The organism is Roseobacter sp. CCS2 (assembly GCF_000169435.1).
Taxonomy (GTDB): Bacteria; Pseudomonadota; Alphaproteobacteria; order Rhodobacterales; family Rhodobacteraceae; genus Yoonia.
On sequence record NZ_AAYB01000001.1, the window covers coordinates 139,652 to 160,244 of the forward strand.

A 20,593-nucleotide genomic window follows, 5' to 3' on the forward strand; every position below is an offset into this window, starting at 1 on the left:
GCCAGCGCTCTGTGGGTTTCACAATGCGCGCCAGATGTTGCCTCTTCATCAACACGATGACAACATGCGAGGTTGCTGATCTCATGCATGGGAAGGAAGAACCACTTGCGACGCCTCATCGTTCATATCGGCCAGCCTAAAACTGGCACGACCACCCTGCAAAGCGCACTGCTGCTATCGCGCGAAGTGCTTCTTGAAGAAGGTATACTGTATCCTTTACCGATTGCAGGCAACAACCATGCGCATGTAGCGTCGCATTTTTTTGGCTATGAGGCAGCGCAATTCCATATCAAAGAACAACATCGCGAAAATCAGGGCGCGGTGCTGGCCGAAGGGGCAATTGCATGGGAAAATATCCTTTTCGAGATGCAGACCCACCACCCCCGAACAACAATAATTAGCGCCGAAAACCTGTTTGGCGCACAGAGTTTCGGCAATGTCGACGCGTTCATCGCTGAACTCAAACCTTATGCAGACGAACTCCATTTCGTGGCCTACATCAGATCTCCGGCCGATCACTACCTCTCTTTGCATCAACAAAGTCTCAAACACGGCGCATTGCCGGGTGAGCCCCGCAAAGGCAGCCATAACCGCAACGCACTTGAACCCTATCTCAATGTCAACGGCGTGTTTTTACATGTTCATCCATTTGATCGTGATAAGATGCATGGTGGTGACATCGTAACTGACTTTTTTGTCAAACACTTAACGCCTGAAGCGTTGCATGCGGTCACAAGACCGCAGACAGATCAGAACACATCCATCTCAGCCGAAGCCATGGTGATTTTAGATCACCTCCGACAAAAACAATTGACCTCGAAGCTTCACTATTACAGGCAGCATTACAGAGAGGCTGCAAGGCTTGTCATGCATGCTGACAACGACCTGCCGGGCAAGACACGCCCAAAATACAGGCCAGGCGTCGCAAGAATGATCTTTGAAGCGCATCAGGATCTTGATTGGTTAGAGACCACATTTGGTCTTCAGTTTAGGCCCCCGGACGCCGACCCTGCCGCTGATCATCGCACGCTGAGTGATCTGCGTTCTGTTCGTGCGCTGTGCCATGTTGACGAAACGCGATATCAACAACTCCGGCGAAGCGTACCATCACCACACATAGCTCCACTGCTGTCGGCAGGCCGAAAATTCAAAAAAGCCGGCAAGCAGCCCGTGCGGACACTGAGACGCGTCTTGACACTGCCAATACGACGCTTACGGAAGTTAACCGGCAAAACGTAATGCTGTGCAGGCCATCGTCACCGGATCGTAAAGAGTTTTAGGACATCACTTCCCGCGCAGCGCCATGGTTGCAGCCACCTTGACCGGGCAGACCTTTCATCGGTGATGCGCTGTCCACGGCTTCGGCGCAGGCGCCGGCGGCATCGCTCCAAGCCATGCCAATAGGGCAGCTTTGCGATTGGGCAACAGGTGCGGTCGGTGCAGGTACATTGGTTTCTTGGGCGAATGCTGTGGCTGGAAGCATCGCGAGAGCAAGTATTGTGAGACGCATCATGTCCTCCTACGGTTGGTGTATAACAGAATGTTAGCCCATCGCCCCCATTTATCAACTGTCTGGCTGTCGCACCCCTTGACCCACATCAAGGCGCTGAAACCCTATTTTGCTAGACTGACGTCAACCAAAGCAAGGAGAGGGACATGAAAGACACCGCCGCTGAGACAAAGCCAAGACCCCGCCGGTCGCGCCAACCTGCCAAACTCGCTAAACTGGCGCGCCGCCCTTATGAGGCCGAAAAAGCCGAATTACAGGCCGAATTGCTGAAGGTGCAGCTTTGGGCGCAGGAAACCGGTCAGCGCTTTGTTCTGCTGTTCGAAGGCCGCGATGCGGCTGGTAAGGGCGGCACGATCAAGCGCTTTACCGAACACCTGAACCCGCGTGCGGCGCGCGTCGTGGCCCTGAACAAACCGACCGATGAAGAGCGCGGACAATGGTATTTCCAACGTTATGTCAATCACCTGCCCACATCGGGCGAAATGGTTCTTTATGACCGCAGCTGGTATAACCGCGCCGGTGTTGAACGTGTGATGGGGTTTTGCGAACCGGAAGAATACCTCGAATTCATGCGGCAAACGCCTGAGTTGGAACGGATGCTCACCCGCTCTGGTATCCGGCTTTACAAATATTGGTTCTCAGTCACGCAGGACGAACAAAAACACCGCTTTGACGCCCGCGCAACGGACCCGCTGAAACAGTGGAAACTATCCCCCATCGACAAGGCCAGCCTTGATAAATGGGAAGACTATACCGAAGCCAAAGAGGCGATGTTTTTCTACACTGATACCGCCGATGCCCCCTGGACCGTGGTGAAATCCAACGACAAAAAGCGGGCGCGCCTGAACTGCATGCGCCATTTCCTGTCGACACTGGACTACCCCGGCAAAGATCACGCGATTGCCCAAGCCCCCCAGCCTGAAATTGTGGGCAGTGCCAAAAAGGTCATTCACAAGGCCGATCATATTCTGGGCACAGCGCTACATCCCGAAACGCGGCGGGTGAAGGCATAAAGGGGCGGCTTGCTGCCTGATACCGCTTAGGCTTTAACCAACGCATGACCACGCAGCAGTCTTTCACGCGACAACAAATCGTCGTCCTTTTCGTCTGCGTGGCAATCTTTGCGCTTGGTCAATTCCACCGTGCATCCGGTGGGGTGTTTACACCGATCCTGATGGACCGGTTTATGCTGTCCGCTGCGACGGTCGGGGGTCTGGTTTCGGCAATGTTCTTTGCGACAATTGCCGTGCAGGTGCCTTTTGGCGTGGCGCTTGACCGTGCGGGGCCACGCGTTGTTTTGGGCTTCTGTGTTCTGATCATTGCCATCGGCACCGGTGTTTTCGCTATCGCGCCCAGCTTTGATCTGGCCTTGCTATCGCGGGTCCTGATCGGGATCGGTCTGGCAGCGATGGGGGCCGCGACCCATGTGATCATCGCCCGGAATTTCACGGCGCGGGATTTTGGCTATGTCAGTGGCCTTGTTGTCACCTTGGGCGGCATCGGTGGCCTTTTAGGCACCTACCCGCTTGCTGTCGCGCTAGAGCGCCTGCCTTGGGGGTTGGTTTTTGGCGGTGTGGCCGGTTTCACGCTGGTACTGGCAGCGCTGGTTTTCCGCGTCGTCCGCCCCGGCCTGCCCACCGCTGGCGGTCAAGACCAGACGACGGCACAAGGCGGCTAGGTCACCCTGCTCCGCCAGCCTGAGTTTCTCAAGATATTGGTGCTTGGTGCCGTCACCTATGCGCCGATCACTACGATTACCGGGTTATGGGGTGGGCCATTTTTGCAGGATGTGGCGGGTCTGTCCGCGGGCCAAGCCGGGGCTGTGCTTTTGTTGCTTTTCGCGGCAACGGTCGCTGCTGGTTACACTTTTGGTTTGCTGGATCATTATGCAGCGTCGCGACGGGCGCTGATTTGCGCCGCTTTCATCGCCTCAGCCATCAGCCTCTTTACATTGGCAATCCTCAAGCAGCCGCCTGTCAGCCTGCCATCGCACTTTTGGTGATCATGGTGTTCAGCCAGCAATTCTACATCCCGCTTGGCGCCCATATGCGCAACAGCGTCGCGGACAACATGCTGGGGCGGGCGTCGACATTGCTGTCGCTGGTATCAGTGGCGGCTATTCCGATCATGCAACTGGGTTTTGGTGCCATTCTGGATGTTGGCGCCGTGAGGGGCTTGGCGACACCTGATCAGCACCGCGTCGCATTTGCGGCGATGGCCGCTGTCATCTTTGTCGCAGGGACAGTCTACATGACCGCCGCCCGGATCAACGATGAAAACTAGTCGTGATACTGAACGTGAGCCAACTTGAGCAAAAGATACTTCAAGCCAAAGGCCAACGGGCAGGCCGCCAACAAAACAAGAAAACTTGAGCCTACATCATTTTCACGGATGTAAATCCCGCCAAAATACAACACCGGGATAGTCGCAACGAGAGCAATATAGGTTGCTAGGAAATACGGCCCCCTCCGGCCCTCTACCCGCGCGGACACCAACCAGTCTGGCAGTGCTTCAAAGCGCAGCAGACCGGCAAACAAGTACAGCAACGGCATGCCAATCGCGAATTCAAGTAACATCGTTATCATGGCGCGTTTTATCGCGGGTGTTTAGCCGCCACGCAACAGCCCAAAGGTCGCACGGTTCACGCAATAGTCTGGTGCCTGGTCAACTTGCGCCGCTTCAGCCAGCAATCGGTCGCATCTGGCGACTTGGGTGCAACCCTGACAACCGGTGATCATATCAGCGTATTGCGCGATGTTGATCTTGTCTTCGTCCAACGCCGTGGACAGATCGACCTCACATGCTTTGGCCATTTTGATGACCCGCCAAAAGTGTGCGCGTGCGTCGCCTAGGGTTTGCATCTTTGATCCTCCGGTTGCGGATGATGGGGTGATAGCACCCGCGCTCGCACGATACTTTGCGCTAGATCAAGTCGGCATTTCGGCGTTATGTCTTTCCAAACGGCGCCGCAAAGGACCATACCCATGTCAGACAGTTTGGCCCTTCTTGGCGTCAAAGGCGGCCCCGCTATCAGGCCAGGCTCTAACATGCCAACATCCATGCTGCTTAAGCTGGCGGACAAAACGATCCTGATTGATGCAGGCCTTGGTGTTACGCGTGGCATCTGCGACCAAGGCACAGCTTTGACCCAGATTGATCTGATCGTGATCACCCACCTGCATTCCGATCATTACCTCGAACTGGGTCCGTTTTTTCATACCGCCTGGACGGCGGGGTTGAACCGGACAATCCCCGTTATCGGACCAACAGGGCTGGATGCCTACTGGACCGGGTTTCAAGATAGCATGCGCTTTGACATTGACCTGCGTGTGCGTGACGAAGGGCGCTGCGATTTCAACGGCCTTGCTGATATTCAAGTGATCCAAGATCAGATGACGTTTGGCGACATCATCATGCACAGCATGCGCAATCTGCACCCGCCCATCACCGACACATTCGCCTTGCGCTTTGAAACCGGCGGCAAAGCCATCGTCATCTCTGGCGACACCGCCTATATGCCTGAAATGGCCGTTTTCGCCAAAGGCGCAGACCTGCTTGTTCACGAAGCCATGCTGCGCGACGGGGTCGAGGCGCTTTGCGCGCGTATGACCAACGGTGACGAACGCCTGCGCACGCATATCCTGCGCAGCCACACGGATGCCGCGGACGTCGGGCGCATTGCAAAAGATGCAGGCGTCAAACAACTGGCACTCAACCATTTTGTGCCTGATGGCGACCCTGACTTCACGGATCAACATTGGGAAGCAGAAGTGCGCAAACACTGGGATGGCCCACTTTGGCTTGGCAAAGACGGCATGAAAATCACGCTGTGATACGCAACGCATTGCCCCTGCCCCGCACCACCGCTATCTAGGGCAAAACCCTGATCTTAGCGGAGCGTCCCCTCATGGCTGCCAATCAATTCGTCTACTTCATGGACGGCGTGTCCAAAACCTATCCCGGTGGGAAAAAGGTCTTTGAAAACATCAGGCTGAACTTTCTGCCCGGTGTGAAAATCGGCGTTGTTGGTGTGAACGGCACCGGTAAATCCACGCTGATGCGGATCATGGCCGGTCAGGACAAGGATTTCGCAGGCGAAGCATGGGCGGCAGAAGGCGCGCGTGTCGGCTACTTGCCGCAGGAACCGGAACTGGACCCAAACCTGACGGTACGCGAAAACGTCATGCTCGGCGTGGCTGATAAAAAAGCAATTTTGGACCGCTATAACGAAGTCGCGATGAACTATTCTGAAGAAACCGCTGACGAGATGGCGCAACTGCAGGATGAGATTGATAGCCAGAACCTCTGGGATCTCGACGCGCAAATCGACATCTCGATGGAGGCGCTGCGCTGCCCGCCAGATGATGCTGATGTGACCACACTTTCTGGTGGTGAAAAGCGCCGCGTTGCCCTGTGCCAGTTGCTGTTGGATGCGCCCGATATGCTGCTTTTGGACGAACCGACCAACCACCTGGACGCCGAAACAATCGCGTGGCTGCAACAGCACCTGATTGATTACAAAGGGACAATCCTGATCGTCACCCACGACCGCTATTTCCTTGATGCGATCACTGGCTGGATTTTGGAATTGGACCGCGGGTCCGGCATCCCGCATGAAGGCAACTATTCCAGCTGGCTGGAAGCCAAGGCGAAACGCCTGGAACGCGAAGCAAAGGACGACAAATCCAAGCAACGCACGCTGGCGCGCGAATTGGAATGGATGCAGCAAGGTGCGAAAGCGCGGCAAGCCAAATCCAAAGCCCGGATCAGCGCCTACAACGATCTGGTGAACCAATCCGAGAAAGAGAAGATGGGCCGCGCCCAGATCATTATTCCCAACGGCCCGCGCCTTGGGTCCAAGGTGATCGAAGTCGACAGTCTGAAAAAGGCCATGGGTGATAAGCTCTTGATCGAGGACCTGACATTCGACCTGCCCCCCGGCGGTATTGTCGGTGTGATCGGGCCCAACGGTGCGGGTAAATCCACCCTCTTCTCCATGCTGACAGGCCAAGCCGAACCCGATGAAGGCAGCGTAGAATACGGCGAAACCGTCAAACTGTCCTACGTCGATCAATCGCGCGATGCGCTGAACCCGGACACAACCGTCTGGGAAGAAATCAGCGGCGGGGCCGAGATTATCGAACTGGGCGACGCCTCCATGAACTCCCGCGCCTATTGCTCGGCGTTCAACTTCAAAGGTGGTGATCAGCAAAAGAAGGTTGGGCTGCTGTCGGGTGGTGAGCGCAACCGTGTGCATATGGCCAAACTGCTGAAATCCGGCGGTAACGTGTTGTTGCTGGATGAGCCGACCAACGATCTGGACGTTGAAACGCTGCGCGCGCTGGAAGACGCATTGGTCAGTTTCGCAGGCTGCGCCGTGGTCATCAGCCACGACCGCTTTTTCCTGGACCGGATTTGCACACACATCCTCGCCTTCGAAGGTGATGCGCATGTGGAGTGGTTCCAAGGGGCGTTCACCGACTATGAAGAAGACAAGAAATCGCGGTTGGGTGCGGATGCGCTGGAGCCGAAGCGGATGAAGCATAAGAAATTTGTGCGGTAGGGCGCCGCCGCGTTTTTGCGAAGTTGGCGACATTTTTATTCGGGAGTTTTCCGGGTGTCTGCATCGGCTTGCGGCCGACTACCAATGTCTGGTTTGAGCCCATTATGACCGATGCTGCGTGGCGCACGAATGGCGGCAATACCAATTCCACTCGTCGTCATGTCATTGCAAAGTCGAATGTTTGGCTTAGGCTGACTTCATGAACAGCTACGATGAACTCGAGCGGCTTCTAGTCCGCTGGTATGAATGCGCATCTAAGGATCTTGCTTGGGATGGTCCTTTACCACCATGGCTACGACCGGACGTTGCCGAGTTTTACAGACGATTTGGAGAGCTGACCCGCGATACTGGTTTTTTTCACATAGACGAGTTGCCTTCTCCATTGGCAGCACAGGACATTATCACTTCTGTCGAGGAGTTGATCCAAAGAGAAGATGGCAGTGTAATTTTGATATCCGAAAATCAAGGCTGCTGGATTGCTGGGCAAATGCCCGATACCGATACGCTTTGGTCGTCGATTGATCTCGAAATTGGCGATACACCCTACCCCGGCAAGCAACTGTTCGATATGGGTTTTCCGATTAAGGAGGCGCTCATAACGCATACGCTGCACGAAACCATTATGTCGGCGGTTGATTGTGGTCCTGCGTTTGATCTGATGGAATGGGAAACGGCAGAAGAGAAAATATTGTCGACAGGGGTTGTTACTAGCAGGCGTTACATCACCCCAGATGAAGGAACCTTGAGAGTTGGGTGGACCGACGAATTCATGGCCTCAAGATGGGCAGCCGAAGAGAAGTTCACTTGGGTGGTGCGCAAAGGGGATCGCAAGAATGGACCACGCCCAACGCCGTACATGGTTGGGCGCCCAAGAGCGGCAGCGACCCCAAAAGGGCAAGGCATGTTCCGAAAAGTCTTAGATCGTTTCCGCTAGTTGTCTGTTCAACCGATCCGGAATATCTAAATGCAGACCTTGGTGGTTATTGCATCAATGTCCGTAAAGTCCGCAAAGCAGATCTTAAGACAATCTCCAGACCTCGCCTTGTTCTGTTATCGCAAAACCAACCCCACCAGCACACACACCCAAGCCACCCCCACACCAATCGCCGTCACTGCCACGGCCGCTGATCCGCAGTCTTTGGCCTGCTTGGCCGCATCGCGTTTTTCCGTCCCGATATCATCCACAACCCGCTCAATCGCGGTGTTCATGCATTCGGTGGCCAGTACGATGATCCCACCCATCAGCAACATCCCACGTTCGCCAGCACTTAGCGGCAGCGCAAAGGCCAGCACTGCAAAAACCGCATTTGCGACCAGCCATTGCATCAATGATCCTTCGGTTTTGTAAACATGGACAAACCCGTCCCAGGACCAGATCGCCCGTTGCCGCACCCGCAGAATTTGTTGCCACATCTTTACCCACCTTTCGCAGTTTCAGCCGACTGTGAGCGATCCGGCCCAGACTGCCAAGGATCTGACCTGACCCTACGAAACATTTGACCGGCCCTGTGATGTCGCTACCGTTCAGGTATATGACAAAGGAAACCGCCATGTATCCCACCTATGCCCGGTCTGAACGCATCGCGGATGGCACCATGCATGCCGTGGGTGTGCTGGGCGCTGTGACGGGTGCAATTGTGCTGATCGTCTGGTCCTCGGGCCACGCGACTGCGGGACAGGTCGCTGCCATATCGGTTTATGGTGCCACGCTGATCGCCACTTTTGTGGCGTCGGCCTTTTACCACATGACCCCCTGGGAAGGGATCCGTCCTATTCTGCGCCGCTTTGATCATGCTGCGATCTACCTCAAGATCGCGGGCACCTATACGCCACTCGTTGTCATGATCGGCAGTGGGTTTGCCTATGCTGTCCTTGCGGTTGTCTGGGGGCTGGCCGTCATCGGCATGGTGCTCAAGCTATTTTTCTGGCGCACGCCGGGGCGGTTTGGACCGGCGCTTTATCTGATTATGGGCTGGCTTAGCCTTGCGCTGATTTGGTCGCTTTGGCCGATTGTGCCCGTTTCTGCGATGATCCTGATGGCGGTGGGCGGGTTGCTTTATACGGCTGGCGTGCCGTTTTATGCCAGCGAAACGATGAAGTTTTCCATCGCGATCTGGCATGGGTTCGTTGTGGCGGCATCTGCCTGCTTTTTTGCAGCGATCGCCATTGCGACCATGGCAATGGTTTAATCCAGAAACGCCCAGGTTTCAGCACCATCAAAGCGCCGCACCGGAACGGACGCAACAACATCCGGGGCGGCCAGTCGCAGGTTTACCGCCATATAAGGCTCAGCGCTGTCCGGAGCCAGGTTTTCCCAATGGGTTGTGCAGCCACAAATCACACAGTGATGAAAAGCGAGCGATTTTTGATCGCGGGTGTATCCGGTCGTCTGCCCTGTCACTGTGATCAGCGGTATCTTGGCGTATATCCACAATGCCCCCAGCCGCCGACATATCGAACAATTGCAGGATGTCGTCCACTTGGGTTTGTGATCAAACGCATAGCGCACTGCACCGCAGTGGCAGGTTCCAATGATCATGAATACGCCTCTTGGTCAGTGGTATGGAAAGCCTGACCTGACAGATTAGCACAGTTTCCCTAGGGTCACGTCATGGTGTCACAGCGCCACCTGCAAGGCAATTTTCGCCTGATCTATGCAGTTTTTGTTCATAAGTTGAGTTTGTTAAATGGTCGATCTGACAGATAAAACCCTGTTTGACGCTTTTGGTGTCGCGGGTTTCGGGCTTTACGTCCTGAATTACACCATGCTGACACTGCAGCGTGTCAAATCAGACAGCATCCGTTATTTTGCCGTTAATCTGGCTGCCGCCGCACTGGTGTTGATTGGGCTGACGACGGCCTTCAATCTGGCGTCAGCCCTGATCCAGATATTTTTCATATTCAGTTCCGGTGTGGCGATCCTGATCCGTTTGCGCGCAAGGCATCAAACCAAAGCGCAGCTTCAATACTAAAGCCCCGCCGCAACCCGTCTTACCGTCCGCAGGCGATCCGCATTTGGCGGGTGTGTCCCCAGAAAACGGTCCCCCGGATCAGGAATGCGGAAAAAGAAATCTGCCCCGCGCAACGGATCAAACCCAGCCGCTGCCGCAATTTGTGTACCCAAAGCATCTGCCTCAAGCTCAAAATCCTTGGAATAGGTGCGCGCGCCGACAGACGCGCCAAGCCGCTGCGCACCTTCGATATCTGTGGCCCCCAATGCGCCAGCCAGACTACCAATCAAGAGCCCGCCCAAGGCCGCGTTTTGCTGCTGTTGGGCGATGTGGCCGCGAATGTGGTGGGCGGCCTCATGGGCCATCACAAATGCCAGCTCATCGCGGTTGCGCGCCTCGGCAATCAGTGGGACGGTAAAGCCAATGATTGGACGACCACTGCGATCAAGGGTCTGAAACGCGTTCACCCCCTGACCGGGGCGATCGTCAACGACGATCCTGAAATCACAGTTTTCCTGTTGCGACCGGGCCCGGCAGAACTGTTCTGCAACAGGCTCTACCCGGCGCACGACAAATTCAAAGTTGTTAATGGCCTGCCGCTGTGACAGCCGCGGGGGCGTGTCTTGCGTTGGCTGAAGGGCTGGCGCAGGTGCCCCGCCCGGTTGGTCGACAACCACCGGCGTGCAGGCCCCCAGAACAAGCATGAAAACAATTGGCAACAAACGCATAGGCCACCCCACTCTGATATATTTCAGCATTAAACTAGCATTTTCAGCTGCTGCTTCCAGCCTTGATTGCGTGATGCGCAAACCATGGCTAGGGTCGGCCTTATGTTTACAATCGAACACGACTATGACGCCACCGTTGTGACCTTGGTCGACGAAGGCACAGCCCCGCTGAAAGAAGATGTCATCATCAACGCCTTTGATGATTGCGTCACGATTGCACAGGTCGACCCGCGCACGGATGAAGTGGTGCGGATCACACTATCCCTGACGCAGTTGCGCGATCTGGAGGCGGCATTGGATTTGCCCGAAGGTATCTATCAACTGCGCAAAGGCTGAGCGTTTTGACGCGTAAGGAGCCTCCGGCGGAGGTATTTTAGAACATGAGAAGATGGGTGCAGCGCATGACGACAGGTTTTTTCTGGGATGAGACATGCTTTTGGCATGGTGGGGGACATTATGCTGGCATGCTGCCTGTTGGCGGGTTGGTGCAGCCGCTTGACGGTGGTTTGCCCGAAAACCCCGAAACCAAACGGCGATTAAAAAACCTGATTGAAGTGACCGGGCTTGCAGCCGAATTGGCGATGCAAGGTGCCGATCCCGCAACGCGCAAAGATCTTTTGCGTGTGCATCCGGCCCATTATCTGGATGAATTCAAGGCGCTGTCTGATGCAGGCGGTGGTGAACTGGGGCGGCGCACCCCCTTTGGGCCCGGCGGGTACGAAGTCGCGGCCCAGTCAGCAGGATTGGCAAAGGCCGCCTTGGCAGCCGTACTGAAAGGTGAGGTCAGCAACGCTTATTCGCTGTCGCGCCCGCCCGGCCACCATTGCCTGCCCGATTATCCAAACGGGTTTTGCCTGCTCAACAACATCGGTATCGCGATTGAGGCGGCAAAGGCTGAAGGGCTTGCCCAGCGCTTTGCCGTGCTGGATTGGGATGTGCATCACGGCAATGGGACAGAGGCCGTGTTCTACGACCGGTCTGATGTTTTGACAGTATCTTTGCATCAAGAACGCAATTATCCCATGGATACAGGCGCATTTGCCGACCGTGGTAAGGGCAATGGCGCAGGCTTCAACCTTAACATCCCGCTTCCGCCCGGCACTGGCCACAGTGGTTATCTGGCTGCGATGCAGCGTTTGGCCCTGCCCGCCATCCGCAACTTTGCGCCTGACGTTCTGATCATCGCATGCGGTTTTGATGCGGCTGCCAACGATCCGCTGGGCCGCATGCTGGCTACGGCTGAAACCTTTACTATGATGACCCGGCAGGTCATGGCGCTGGCGCAGGACGTTTGCGCAGGCAAACTGTTGATGGTGCACGAAGGTGGTTATTCAGAAACCTACGTACCTTTCTGCGGCCATAACGTGCTGCAGGAAATGGTGGGCAGCGCGATCACAGCCCCTGATCCATTCGCAGAGGTTTTTCCACTGCGCCAACCTGACGCCCGTTTTGATGCGTTTCTCGACAGCTGGCTGGCAGAAATGGAAGCGGAACTCTGACAGCCGCCATGCCGCAACCTGTCATTCTGCGCGGCTGATTTACAATTATATTGCGGGGATGCCTGTGCGTGCATATCTGAAACGGAACTGAAAGGACGCTCATGCCTGTACCCAACCCCGCTGCACTCGATTTTCTGCTGACCCGCCGGTCCCGGCCCGCCAAAACACTGACAACACCGGTCCCTGATCGCGCAACGCTTGAGACGCTGTTAACGGCAGCCGCACGCACGCCCGACCATGGCAAACTGGAACCTTGGCGCTTTATCGTGCTGACCAAACCAGCGCTGGCAAGACTGGCCCAGATGGTGCCGGGACGCGGGGCCGCGTTGAGCATTGATCCTGACAAGATGACCAAGGCGCAGGACCAATTCGGCAACGCCGATCTGGCTGTGGCCGTGATCAGCAGCCCAAAACCGTCCGAGAAAATCCCCCGGATCGAACAGGTCTACTCAGCGGGGGCCGTCTGCTTGGCGCTGGTCAATGCTGGGCTGGCCGCTGGCTGGGGCGCCAATTGGCTATCTGGCTGGGCCAGCCATGACCGGCGCTTTGTCACTGAAGGTCTGGGGTTGTCAGAACATGAAACCGTCGCCGGTTTCATCCACCTTGGTACCGAAACAAATGCACCCCCCGAAAGACCACGCCCGCAACTGGACGCCATCACAACGTGGGTTGACGCATGATCCTTGCGTCTTTTCTTAAAGCGGTCGCGCAACTGCCGGACCGCCGCTTTCGCAGTGTGCTATGGCGGGGCATTGCCCTGACGATTGCCCTTTTGGTGGGTATCTATGCCTTGCTGCTGTGGCTGATCGAATGGCTGACAGACGACCCCATCACACTGCCGGGCGTCGGCGAAGTCACATGGGTTGGTGACCTGTTGGGATGGGGCTCACTCGGACTTGTCATATTGATGTCGATTTTTCTTATGGTGCCTGTGGCGTCGGCGATCACATCACTTTTCCTGGACGAAGTGGCACAAGCGGTTGAGGACAAGCATTTTACCGGCCTGCCAGACGTGCCGCATCTGACAATTTGGGATGGGCTGCGCGATACGGTGAACTTTCTGGGCGTGTTGATCGCCGCAAATATCTTTGCCTTCATCCTTTACATCATCTTCCCCTTTGCTGCGATTTTCATCTTCTATGCGTTGAACGGATACTTGCTGGGGCGGGAATATTTTCAACTGGCCGCCATGCGGCGTATCGGGCGTGCGGCGGCAAAAGACCTGCGCAAACAACACAGCATGAAAATCTGGCTCGCAGGCTGCCTTATGGCCGTTCCGCTGACATTCCCACTGATCAACCTGATCATTCCAATACTAGGGGCGGCGACCTTTACGCACCTTTACCACGCGGTCAGTCGCGGCTGACCTCTGGTGTCGACATGCGTTCAAACCAGTCAATATCGCGGATCGTAATCGCACCGGTCAGGATTGTCCCGGCAATCACAACCCAGATCGGAAAGGCCCATAGGGTGGTCACCTTGGCCTTCCGCTTGATATTAAAGTTCGCAGGCGATGATGCATGCGTGCCGGGCACAATTTCACCGGCCTCGCCCTGTGTCTCAAGGCGCAAGGGCAGCACGATGAAAAATACGACCGTCCAGATGACAGCAAACAGGACAATTGCGGATACAGGACCCAACGCGGTATTCCTTATATAGACCGATGGTTTTCAGATACGCTGAATAGGCGTTCAGACAAGGGGTTAAACCTGCTCTAATTCGACCAGACAGCCATTAAAATCCTTGGGATGCAGGAACAGCACAGGCTTACCATGCGCGCCGATCTTTGGCTCACCGCCACCAAGTACGCGTGCGCCTTCTGCCAGCAAATGGTCGCGGGCTGCAAGAATGTCGTCCACTTCATAACACACATGATGAATGCCGCCTGATGGGTTCTTATCCAGAAACCCCCGGATCGGAGAGCTTTCGCCCAGTGGATACAGCAATTCAATCTTGGTATTGGGCAGATTGATGAACACAACTGTGACGCCATGATCCGGCTCATCCTGCGGCGCGCCCACGTCGGCACCCAGCATGGTGCGATATTGCGCGCTTGCTGCTTCCAGATCAGGGACAGCGATTGCAACGTGGTTAAGGCGACCAATCATAAGCGTTTCTCCTGTTTTGCGCTTTATGGCGTTTGGGTGGGGCGGGTGCAACGGACGATGCGGTTAACGTCCTCTTCACCTTGCGGTGGTTTCAATGGGGCTCGCTGCCAAAAAGGGAAGAATCGCCATGGAAACGCTTGACGGCCTGATGTTCACCCGTGCACCCACTGCACGCCGCCCGCTGCTGGGCCTGACTGTGCTGGTGGTTGAAGACAGCCGTTTCGCAAGCGAGGCGGTGCGCTTGATGTGCCTGCGCTCTGGCGCGCGGATCAGGCGCGCAGATAGCCTTGAAAATGCACGACGGCACCTTGCGATCTATCGGCCAACCGTGCTGTTGGTCGATGTCGGGCTGCCCGACGGCTCTGGCCTCTCGCTTATCCGCACGGCAACAGAGGCGACACCAAGGATCGAAGTCGTGCTGGGGATGAGTGGTGAAGACCACAACGCCGATGTTGTGGCGGCTGGCGCAGATGGCTTTGTTACCAAACCAGTGCAAAGTCTTTTGGCCTTTCAAACAGCCATTCTGGAGCACCTACCGAAGGATCGGCAACCCCCATCCCCGCGCAGCGTGAATGATGAAACCATCCGCCCTGATCTGATCGCTTATCGCGATGACCTGAACCATATTGCGCAAGTCCTTGACGACACCAATGACGATGGCGCGCTTGATTATGTCACACAATTCCTGAGCGGTGTCGCGCGCAGCGCGCATGACCATGACCTTGACGCGGCGGTCGAAAACCTTAGCAAACTGCGGCGCGCAGGCGACAACCCTGATGCAGGTGTCGTCGCGCTGACGCAATTGGTACAAACACGCATCGCGGCAAGTGGGCCGCTTTAGCTTTCAGGCGGCAGGACGCGCAGGCGCAATTCGCGCAACTGTTCGTTCTGCGGCTCGCTTGGGGCGTCCATCATCAAATCTTCGGCACGCTGGTTCATCGGGAACATGATAACCTCGCGGATGTTGGATGCATCCGCGAGCAACATTACGATCCGGTCGATACCGGCCGCACAACCACCGTGGGGTGGCGCGCCGTACTGGAACGCGTTGACCATGCCGCCAAAACGCTTTTCAACCTCGTCCTTACCATAACCGGCCAGTTCAAACGCCTTAAACATAATCTCGGGACGGTGGTTCCGGATCGCGCCAGACACCAACTCGTACCCGTTGCACGCAAGATCATATTGATAGCCCAAAACCTTAAGCGGATCACCGTCAAGTGCGGCCATCCCACCTTGCGGCATCGAGAACGGGTTGTGCTCAAAATCAATCTTGCCGGTTTCTTCGTCCTGTTCGTAAATCGGGAAATCCACGATCCACGCAAAGGCAAAACGGTTCTGATCCGTCAGACCCAATTCATCGCCGATGACATTGCGGGCCTTACCGGCCACACCTTCAAACGCCTTCGGCTTGCCACCAAGGAAAAACGCCGCATCGCCCAAACCCAGACCCAACTGCTGGCGAATAGCCTCGGTCCGCTCCGGCCCGATGTTTTTGGCCAGCGGCCCTGCCGCTTCCATACCGCCTTCGACTTCGCCTGATTTCAGCTTGGCCTGCGCCTCTTTCACCGAAATGCCCAACTCTTGCGCCACCGCATCGGCGGTCTTTTCACGCCAAAAGATATACCCCATCCCGGGCAACCCTTCTTTCTGGACAAAGGCGTTCATACGGTCACAAAACTTGCGGCTCCCACCGGTGGGGGCCGGGATCGCGCGCACCTCGGTGCCCTCTTGCTCCAATAGCTTGGCAAAAATCGCAAAACCCGATCCCGCAAAATGCTCTGACACAACCTGCATCTTAATCGGGTTGCGCAGGTCCGGCTTATCGCTGCCATACCACAGGGCGGCGTCACGATACGAAATCTGCTCCCAAGTTTGGTCCACTTTCCGGCCGCCACCAAACTCTTCGAAAATCCCTGTAATCACAGGCTGGATGGTGTCAAATACATCCTGCTGCTCAACAAAGGACATCTCCAAATCCAACTGATAAAAATCAGTGGGCGAACGGTCTGCGCGCGGATCTTCATCGCGGAAACACGGGGCAATCTGGAAATACTTGTCATAGCCCGACACCATAATCAGCTGCTTGAACTGCTGGGGGGCCTGCGGCAGGGCGTAAAACTTGCCGGGATGCAAACGGGATGGCACCAGAAAATCGCGCGCACCTTCTGGGGAAGACGCCGTAATGATCGGCGTCTGATATTCACGAAACCCACTGTCCCACATGCGCCGCCGCATAGAGGCCACAACGTCAGACCGCAGTTTCATGTTGTCCTGCATCGCCTCACGGCGCAGATCCAGATAGCGGTACTTCAGGCGGGTTTCCTCAGGGTATTCCTGATCGCCAAACACCATGAGCGGCAGTTCTTTTGACGCACCCAGCACTTCAATGGCCCGCACAAACACCTCAACCTCACCGGTGGGCAGCTTGGTGTTTACCAGTTCCGGATCACGCGCCTTCACCTCACCATCAATGCGAATGCACCATTCAGACCGCACCTTTTCCACATCGGCAAAGGCCGCAGAATCCGGGTCACACAGCACCTGTGTGATCCCGTAGTGGTCGCGCAAATCAATAAACAGGATCCCACCATGATCGCGCACCCGATTGACCCAGCCCGACAGACGGACAGTATCGCCCACATTGGCGGCGGTCAGATCGGCACAGGTATGGCTGCGGTAAGCATGCATGAGTATATCCTCAAAGGGTCAAATGGTCGGCCCGATACACCCCTTTGCCTAGGCGAAGTCAACCATTCCTCATCATCTTGCTCAAAAAACTCTCGGCCAAAGCTGCAAAATCCGCCACAATACCTTGCGCCCGGACGCGCCATCCCTATAACCCACGACAATTTGCAAATAAGGGGGCACTGCCATGCCAAAGCGCACCGACATCCAGTCGATCATGATTATCGGCGCGGGCCCCATTATTATCGGACAGGCGTGCGAGTTCGATTACTCCGGTGCCCAAGCCTGCAAAGCGCTGCGCGAAGAAGGCTACCGCGTCATCCTCGTCAACTCCAACCCAGCCACGATCATGACTGATCCGGGGCTGGCAGATGCGACATACATCGAACCGATCACCCCCGAAATTGTCGCCAAAATCATCGAAAAAGAATGCCCCGATGCGCTGTTGCCCACCATGGGCGGCCAGACCGGGTTGAACACGTCGCTCGCGCTAGCCGACATGGGTGTGCTGGACAAATTCAATGTCGAAATGATCGGGGCCAAGCGCGAAGCCATTGAAATGGCCGAAGATCGCAAACTGTTCCGCGAAGCGATGGACCGTTTGGGTATCGAAAACCCCAAAGCCACCATTGTCACCGCCCCCGAAGTGGACGGCAAACAAGACCTCGACACAGGCGTCAAAATCGCGCTGGACGCACTGGAAGACATCGGCCTGCCCGCCATCATCCGCCCCGCCTTTACCCTTGGCGGCACAGGCGGTGGCGTGGCCTATAACCGCGAAGAATACGAACATTTCTGCCGAACGGGGATGGACGCGTCTCCCGTCGGCCAAATCCTTGTCGATGAATCGCTATTGGGCTGGAAAGAATTCGAGATGGAGGTCGTGCGCGACCGTGCCGACAACGCCATCATCGTCTGCGCCATCGAAAACGTGGACCCCATGGGCGTGCATACGGGCGACAGCATCACAGTCGCCCCCGCGCTGACGCTGACGGACAAAGAATATCAGATCATGCGGACACACAGCATCAACGTGCTGCGCGAAATCGGGGTCGAAACGGGCGGATCCAATGTGCAATGGGCCGTGAACCCCGATGACGGGCGCATGGTGGTGATCGAAATGAACCCGCGCGTCTCCCGCTCCTCTGCGCTGGCGTCCAAAGCAACCGGTTTTCCGATTGCCAAGATCGCCGCGAAACTGGCGATTGGGTACACGCTGGATGAGCTCGACAACGACATCACCGGCGTCACACCCGCATCGTTCGAACCCACAATCGACTATGTCGTAACCAAAATCCCGCGCTTTGCGTTTGAAAAATTCGCAGGCTCTGAACCCTATCTGACCACTGCAATGAAGTCGGTAGGCGAAGCGATGGCGATTGGCCGCACATTCCACGAAAGCATGCAAAAGGCGCTCGCGTCCATGGAAACAGGCCTGACCGGTTTCGACGACATCGACATCCCCGGCGCACCAGACACAGCGGCAATCACCAAAGCGCTGGCTAAACAAACACCCGACCGTATCCGCGTGATTGCCCAAGCCATGCGGCACGGGCTGTCAGACGACGATATCTTCGCCGTTACCAAATTCGACCCATGGTTCCTGGCCCGTATCCGCGAAATCATCGACGCCGAAGCCGACATCATCAAAAATGGCCTGCCCGTCACCGAAGATGGGCTGCGCGCTGTCAAAATGCTGGGCTTCACTGACGCACGCCTGGCCATCCTGACGGGTCGCAACGAAGATCAAGTGCGCCGCGCGCGCCACAACCTTGGCGTCACCGCCGTGTTCAAAAGGATCGACACTTGCGGCGCTGAATTTGAAGCGCAAACACCCTATATGTATTCCACCTACGAGACCCCCGTGATGGGCGACGCGGAATGCGAAGCGCGTCCCAGCGACCGCAAAAAGGTCGTCATCCTCGGCGGTGGCCCAAACCGGATTGGCCAAGGGATCGAGTTTGATTACTGCTGCTGCCACGCCTGTTTCGCCCTGACCGATCAGGGGTACGAGACGATCATGATCAACTGCAACCCCGAGACGGTCAGCACCGATTACGACACCTCTGACCGCCTGTACTTTGAGCCGCTGACATTCGAACACGTCATGGAAATCCTGCGGGTTGAACAAGACAATGGCACCCTGCACGGCGTTATCGTGCAATTCGGCGGGCAGACCCCGCTGAAATTGGCCAACGCGCTGAACGACGCTGGCATCCCGATCCTTGGCACCACGCCTGACAGCATCGATCTGGCCGAAGATCGCGAGCGTTTCCAGCAGCTCGTCCAGAAACTGGGCCTCAAGCAGCCGCACAACGGCATCGCCTCTACCGACGAAGAGGCGCTGAACATCGCCGAAGGCATCGGTTTCCCCCTCGTTATCCGTCCGTCCTTCGTGTTGGGTGGCCGCGCCATGGAAATCGTGCGCGATATGGACCAGCTGCGCCGCTATATCTCTGACGCCGTGGTCGTGTCGGGCGACAGCCCCGTCCTGCTCGACAGCTACCTGTCCGGTGCAGTCGAAGTCGACGTCGACTGCCTCTCTGACGGCAAAAACACCCATGTCGCGGGCATCATGCAGCACATCGAAGAGGCGGGCGTCCACTCCGGCGACAGCGCCTGTTCCCTGCCCCCCTACTCGCTCTCCGACGCGATGATCGCGGAAATCCGCAGCCAGACGGAAAAACTCGCCAAAGCGCTGAACGTCGTCGGCCTCATGAACATCCAGTTCGCCGTCAAAGACGAAACCGTTTATCTGATCGAGGTGAACCCCCGCGCATCCCGCACCGTGCCTTTCGTGGCCAAAGCCACTGATTCAGCCATCGCCTCCATCGCCGCACGGCTGATGGCGGGTGAACCGCTGTCGAACTTCCCCCTGCGCGACCCTTACCCGGAAACCGAAAACCCGATGGACGTGCTGCCCATGGGCGACGCCTTTACGCTCGCCGATCCACACACCCCATGGTTCAGCGTGAAAGAGGCCGTTCTGCCCTTCGCCCGCTTCCCCGGCGTCGATACGATCCTCGGCCCCGAAATGCGGTCCACCGGAGAGGTCATGGGCTGGGACCGGTCCTTCCCCCGCGCGTTCCTCAAGGCGCAAATGGGCGCAGGCGCCGAACTGCCAGAGGCCGGGACCGTCTTTATCTCGATCAAAGACGCCGACAAAACCGACGCCATGCTGGAAGCCGCGCAAATGCTGCTGAAACTGGGGTTCAGCATCGTGGCCACGCGGGGCACCGCCGCCTGGCTCACTGAAAACGAAATTGATTGCGAAATCGTCAACAAAGTCTACGAAGGCGGACTGACCATCGTCGACCGGCTCAAAGACGGGCACATCGCACTGGTCTTCAACACCACCGAAGGGGCCCAAGCGGTCGAAGACAGCCGCGACATCCGCGCCGTCGCCCTCTACGATAAAATCCCCTACTTCACGACAGCTGCGGCATCACATGCGGCAGTATTGGCGATGCAAGCACGGGTCGAGGGAGATGTGGGGGTGAGAAGCTTGCAGGGGTAGGTTTTCCTTTCCCAATCCCGCCCTTCGGC

25 protein-coding genes are annotated in these 20,593 nt (G+C 56.6%); 16 read left to right on the forward strand and 9 right to left on the reverse strand.

All coding sequences use genetic code 11. The features are described 5' to 3' along the window. Window positions 1–105 precede the first annotated feature (105 nt). Entirely contained in the window at window positions 106–1,239 is a 1,134-nt protein-coding gene (locus RCCS2_RS00765) for a sulfotransferase family protein (protein WP_008230561.1), read from the forward strand. Between the two features lie 37 nt (window positions 1,240–1,276). Here the strand turns inward: RCCS2_RS00765 and RCCS2_RS00770 are convergent, their stop codons facing one another. Further along, on the reverse strand, window positions 1,277–1,513 hold the full coding sequence (locus RCCS2_RS00770) for a hypothetical protein (protein ID WP_050770763.1): 237 nt from the start codon (window positions 1,511–1,513) through the stop codon (window positions 1,277–1,279). Window positions 1,514–1,656: 143 nt separating this feature from the next. Between RCCS2_RS00770 and ppk2 the strand changes: the two genes are divergently transcribed. Genes ppk2 through RCCS2_RS00790 form a run of 4 tightly spaced genes read left to right on the forward strand, consistent with a single transcriptional unit; the run spans window position 1,657 to window position 3,793 of the window. Next, the gene (ppk2, locus tag RCCS2_RS00775; RefSeq protein ID WP_008230563.1) at window positions 1,657–2,523 is read left to right on the forward strand and encodes a polyphosphate kinase 2; all 867 of its coding nucleotides are present in this window, start codon (window positions 1,657–1,659) and stop codon (window positions 2,521–2,523) included. Between the two features lie 44 nt (window positions 2,524–2,567). After that, window positions 2,568–3,188, forward strand: a complete 621-nt coding sequence (locus RCCS2_RS00780; protein ID WP_008230564.1) for an MFS transporter — start codon at window positions 2,568–2,570, stop codon at window positions 3,186–3,188. A 39-nt stretch (window positions 3,189–3,227) separates the two neighbouring features. Beyond that, the gene (locus RCCS2_RS00785) at window positions 3,228–3,512 is read left to right on the forward strand and encodes a hypothetical protein (RefSeq protein ID WP_156788389.1); all 285 of its coding nucleotides are present in this window, start codon (window positions 3,228–3,230) and stop codon (window positions 3,510–3,512) included. A 2-nt stretch (window positions 3,513–3,514) separates the two neighbouring features. Further along, on the forward strand, window positions 3,515–3,793 hold the full coding sequence (locus tag RCCS2_RS00790; RefSeq protein ID WP_156788390.1) for a hypothetical protein: 279 nt from the start codon (window positions 3,515–3,517) through the stop codon (window positions 3,791–3,793). Here the strand turns inward: RCCS2_RS00790 and RCCS2_RS00795 are convergent. Both RCCS2_RS00795 and RCCS2_RS00800 read right to left on the reverse strand, forming a co-directional pair. Then, window positions 3,790–4,086 (reverse strand): hypothetical protein, encoded by a 297-nt coding sequence (locus RCCS2_RS00795; protein ID WP_156788391.1) that lies wholly within the window; start codon window positions 4,084–4,086, stop codon window positions 3,790–3,792. The two genes, RCCS2_RS00790 and RCCS2_RS00795, sit on opposite strands and share 4 nt — an antisense overlap. 30 nt (window positions 4,087–4,116) lie before the next feature. Beyond that, window positions 4,117–4,371 carry a DUF6455 family protein gene (locus tag RCCS2_RS00800; protein ID WP_008230568.1) on the reverse strand — a complete coding sequence of 85 codons (255 nt, stop codon included), beginning with the start codon at window positions 4,369–4,371 and terminating at the stop codon, window positions 4,117–4,119. 123 nt (window positions 4,372–4,494) lie between these two features. On the opposite strand from RCCS2_RS00800, the gene RCCS2_RS00805 reads away from it, so the two are divergent. From RCCS2_RS00805 to RCCS2_RS00815, 3 genes are all read left to right on the forward strand, one after another. Next, on the forward strand, window positions 4,495–5,343 hold the full coding sequence (locus tag RCCS2_RS00805) for an MBL fold metallo-hydrolase (protein WP_037292960.1): 849 nt from the start codon (window positions 4,495–4,497) through the stop codon (window positions 5,341–5,343). A 74-nt stretch (window positions 5,344–5,417) separates the two neighbouring features. Beyond that, window positions 5,418–7,073: an energy-dependent translational throttle protein EttA gene (gene ettA / locus RCCS2_RS00810; RefSeq protein WP_008230570.1), complete on the forward strand. Its 1,656-nt coding sequence runs from the start codon at window positions 5,418–5,420 to the stop codon at window positions 7,071–7,073. A gap of 199 nt (window positions 7,074–7,272) precedes the next feature. Then, window positions 7,273–8,007: a hypothetical protein gene (locus RCCS2_RS00815; protein WP_008230571.1), complete on the forward strand. Its 735-nt coding sequence runs from the start codon at window positions 7,273–7,275 to the stop codon at window positions 8,005–8,007. 116 nt (window positions 8,008–8,123) lie between these two features. Here the strand turns inward: RCCS2_RS00815 and RCCS2_RS00820 are convergent, their stop codons facing one another. Beyond that, a complete protein-coding gene (locus RCCS2_RS00820; protein ID WP_008230572.1) occupies window positions 8,124–8,486 on the reverse strand; it encodes a diacylglycerol kinase in 363 nt (120 codons plus the stop codon). Between the two features lie 119 nt (window positions 8,487–8,605). On the opposite strand from RCCS2_RS00820, the gene trhA reads away from it, so the two are divergent. Then, window positions 8,606–9,262 (forward strand): PAQR family membrane homeostasis protein TrhA, encoded by a 657-nt coding sequence (trhA, locus tag RCCS2_RS00825; protein WP_008230573.1) that lies wholly within the window; start codon window positions 8,606–8,608, stop codon window positions 9,260–9,262. Here trhA and RCCS2_RS00830 read toward each other — a convergent pair. Continuing rightward, the gene (locus tag RCCS2_RS00830; protein ID WP_008230574.1) at window positions 9,259–9,612 is read right to left on the reverse strand and encodes a GFA family protein; all 354 of its coding nucleotides are present in this window, start codon (window positions 9,610–9,612) and stop codon (window positions 9,259–9,261) included. The two genes, trhA and RCCS2_RS00830, sit on opposite strands and share 4 nt — an antisense overlap. A gap of 148 nt (window positions 9,613–9,760) precedes the next feature. On the opposite strand from RCCS2_RS00830, the gene RCCS2_RS00835 reads away from it, so the two are divergent. Then, window positions 9,761–10,045: a CBU_0592 family membrane protein gene (locus tag RCCS2_RS00835; protein ID WP_008230576.1), complete on the forward strand. Its 285-nt coding sequence runs from the start codon at window positions 9,761–9,763 to the stop codon at window positions 10,043–10,045. Here the strand turns inward: RCCS2_RS00835 and RCCS2_RS00840 are convergent. Continuing rightward, the gene (locus tag RCCS2_RS00840) at window positions 10,042–10,752 is read right to left on the reverse strand and encodes a M48 family metallopeptidase (RefSeq protein ID WP_008230577.1); all 711 of its coding nucleotides are present in this window, start codon (window positions 10,750–10,752) and stop codon (window positions 10,042–10,044) included. The genes RCCS2_RS00835 and RCCS2_RS00840 overlap by 4 nt on opposite strands. Window positions 10,753–10,854: 102 nt before the next feature. On the opposite strand from RCCS2_RS00840, the gene RCCS2_RS00845 reads away from it, so the two are divergent. The 4 genes from RCCS2_RS00845 to RCCS2_RS00860 all read left to right on the forward strand — a co-directional run bounded on the left by RCCS2_RS00845 (window position 10,855) and on the right by RCCS2_RS00860 (window position 13,617). Continuing rightward, on the forward strand, window positions 10,855–11,088 hold the full coding sequence (locus tag RCCS2_RS00845; protein WP_008230579.1) for a hypothetical protein: 234 nt from the start codon (window positions 10,855–10,857) through the stop codon (window positions 11,086–11,088). Window positions 11,089–11,153: 65 nt separating this feature from the next. Further along, on the forward strand, window positions 11,154–12,251 hold the full coding sequence (locus RCCS2_RS00850; protein ID WP_008230580.1) for a class II histone deacetylase: 1,098 nt from the start codon (window positions 11,154–11,156) through the stop codon (window positions 12,249–12,251). Window positions 12,252–12,352: 101 nt separating this feature from the next. Beyond that, complete coding sequence (locus RCCS2_RS00855; RefSeq protein ID WP_008230581.1) at window positions 12,353–12,931, forward strand: nitroreductase family protein; 579 nt, start codon at window positions 12,353–12,355, stop codon at window positions 12,929–12,931. Further along, on the forward strand, window positions 12,928–13,617 hold the full coding sequence (locus RCCS2_RS00860; protein ID WP_008230582.1) for an EI24 domain-containing protein: 690 nt from the start codon (window positions 12,928–12,930) through the stop codon (window positions 13,615–13,617). Before RCCS2_RS00855 ends, RCCS2_RS00860 begins: the two co-directional genes overlap by 4 nt. Here the strand turns inward: RCCS2_RS00860 and RCCS2_RS00865 are convergent. Together RCCS2_RS00865 and mce are read right to left on the reverse strand one after the other, a co-directional pair. Further along, window positions 13,604–13,891 carry a DUF1467 family protein gene (locus RCCS2_RS00865; RefSeq protein ID WP_008230583.1) on the reverse strand — a complete coding sequence of 96 codons (288 nt, stop codon included), beginning with the start codon at window positions 13,889–13,891 and terminating at the stop codon, window positions 13,604–13,606. The genes RCCS2_RS00860 and RCCS2_RS00865 overlap by 14 nt on opposite strands. Window positions 13,892–13,954: 63 nt before the next feature. Next, window positions 13,955–14,359 carry a methylmalonyl-CoA epimerase gene (gene mce / locus RCCS2_RS00870; RefSeq protein WP_008230585.1) on the reverse strand — a complete coding sequence of 135 codons (405 nt, stop codon included), beginning with the start codon at window positions 14,357–14,359 and terminating at the stop codon, window positions 13,955–13,957. A 127-nt stretch (window positions 14,360–14,486) separates the two neighbouring features. Between mce and RCCS2_RS00875 the strand changes: the two genes are divergently transcribed. After that, complete coding sequence (locus RCCS2_RS00875) at window positions 14,487–15,200, forward strand: response regulator (protein ID WP_008230586.1); 714 nt, start codon at window positions 14,487–14,489, stop codon at window positions 15,198–15,200. Here the strand turns inward: RCCS2_RS00875 and aspS are convergent. After that, a complete protein-coding gene (gene aspS, locus RCCS2_RS00880; protein ID WP_008230587.1) occupies window positions 15,197–17,050 on the reverse strand; it encodes an aspartate--tRNA ligase in 1,854 nt (617 codons plus the stop codon). The genes RCCS2_RS00875 and aspS overlap by 4 nt on opposite strands. A 184-nt stretch (window positions 17,051–17,234) precedes the next feature. Between aspS and carB the strand changes: the two genes are divergently transcribed. Next, window positions 17,235–20,564 (forward strand): carbamoyl-phosphate synthase large subunit, encoded by a 3,330-nt coding sequence (gene carB / locus RCCS2_RS00885; RefSeq protein WP_008230588.1) that lies wholly within the window; start codon window positions 17,235–17,237, stop codon window positions 20,562–20,564. Window positions 20,565–20,593: the final 29 nt, after the last annotated feature.

Bases quoted from the DNA above. Each gene is read 5' to 3' on its own strand.
- RCCS2_RS00770 (WP_050770763.1), bottom strand. From the start codon at position 1,513: ATGATGCGTCTCACAATACTTGCTCTCGCGATGCTTCCAGCCACAGCA.
- ppk2 (WP_008230563.1), top strand. From the start codon at position 1,657: ATGAAAGACACCGCCGCTGAGACAAAGCCAAGACCCCGCCGGTCGCGC.
- RCCS2_RS00780 (WP_008230564.1), top strand. From the start codon at position 2,568: ATGACCACGCAGCAGTCTTTCACGCGACAACAAATCGTCGTCCTTTTC.
- RCCS2_RS00790 (WP_156788390.1), top strand. From the start codon at position 3,515: ATGGTGTTCAGCCAGCAATTCTACATCCCGCTTGGCGCCCATATGCGC.
- RCCS2_RS00795 (WP_156788391.1), bottom strand. From the start codon at position 4,086: ATGTTACTTGAATTCGCGATTGGCATGCCGTTGCTGTACTTGTTTGCC.
- RCCS2_RS00800 (WP_008230568.1), bottom strand. From the start codon at position 4,371: ATGCAAACCCTAGGCGACGCACGCGCACACTTTTGGCGGGTCATCAAA.
- RCCS2_RS00805 (WP_037292960.1), top strand. From the start codon at position 4,495: ATGTCAGACAGTTTGGCCCTTCTTGGCGTCAAAGGCGGCCCCGCTATC.
- ettA (WP_008230570.1), top strand. From the start codon at position 5,418: ATGGCTGCCAATCAATTCGTCTACTTCATGGACGGCGTGTCCAAAACC.
- RCCS2_RS00815 (WP_008230571.1), top strand. From the start codon at position 7,273: ATGAACAGCTACGATGAACTCGAGCGGCTTCTAGTCCGCTGGTATGAA.
- RCCS2_RS00820 (WP_008230572.1), bottom strand. From the start codon at position 8,486: ATGTGGCAACAAATTCTGCGGGTGCGGCAACGGGCGATCTGGTCCTGG.
- trhA (WP_008230573.1), top strand. From the start codon at position 8,606: ATGACAAAGGAAACCGCCATGTATCCCACCTATGCCCGGTCTGAACGC.
- RCCS2_RS00830 (WP_008230574.1), bottom strand. From the start codon at position 9,612: ATGATCATTGGAACCTGCCACTGCGGTGCAGTGCGCTATGCGTTTGAT.
- RCCS2_RS00835 (WP_008230576.1), top strand. From the start codon at position 9,761: ATGGTCGATCTGACAGATAAAACCCTGTTTGACGCTTTTGGTGTCGCG.
- RCCS2_RS00840 (WP_008230577.1), bottom strand. From the start codon at position 10,752: ATGCGTTTGTTGCCAATTGTTTTCATGCTTGTTCTGGGGGCCTGCACG.
- RCCS2_RS00845 (WP_008230579.1), top strand. From the start codon at position 10,855: ATGTTTACAATCGAACACGACTATGACGCCACCGTTGTGACCTTGGTC.
- RCCS2_RS00850 (WP_008230580.1), top strand. From the start codon at position 11,154: ATGACGACAGGTTTTTTCTGGGATGAGACATGCTTTTGGCATGGTGGG.
- RCCS2_RS00855 (WP_008230581.1), top strand. From the start codon at position 12,353: ATGCCTGTACCCAACCCCGCTGCACTCGATTTTCTGCTGACCCGCCGG.
- RCCS2_RS00860 (WP_008230582.1), top strand. From the start codon at position 12,928: ATGATCCTTGCGTCTTTTCTTAAAGCGGTCGCGCAACTGCCGGACCGC.
- mce (WP_008230585.1), bottom strand. From the start codon at position 14,359: ATGATTGGTCGCCTTAACCACGTTGCAATCGCTGTCCCTGATCTGGAA.
- RCCS2_RS00875 (WP_008230586.1), top strand. From the start codon at position 14,487: ATGGAAACGCTTGACGGCCTGATGTTCACCCGTGCACCCACTGCACGC.
- aspS (WP_008230587.1), bottom strand. From the start codon at position 17,050: ATGCATGCTTACCGCAGCCATACCTGTGCCGATCTGACCGCCGCCAAT.
- carB (WP_008230588.1), top strand. From the start codon at position 17,235: ATGCCAAAGCGCACCGACATCCAGTCGATCATGATTATCGGCGCGGGC.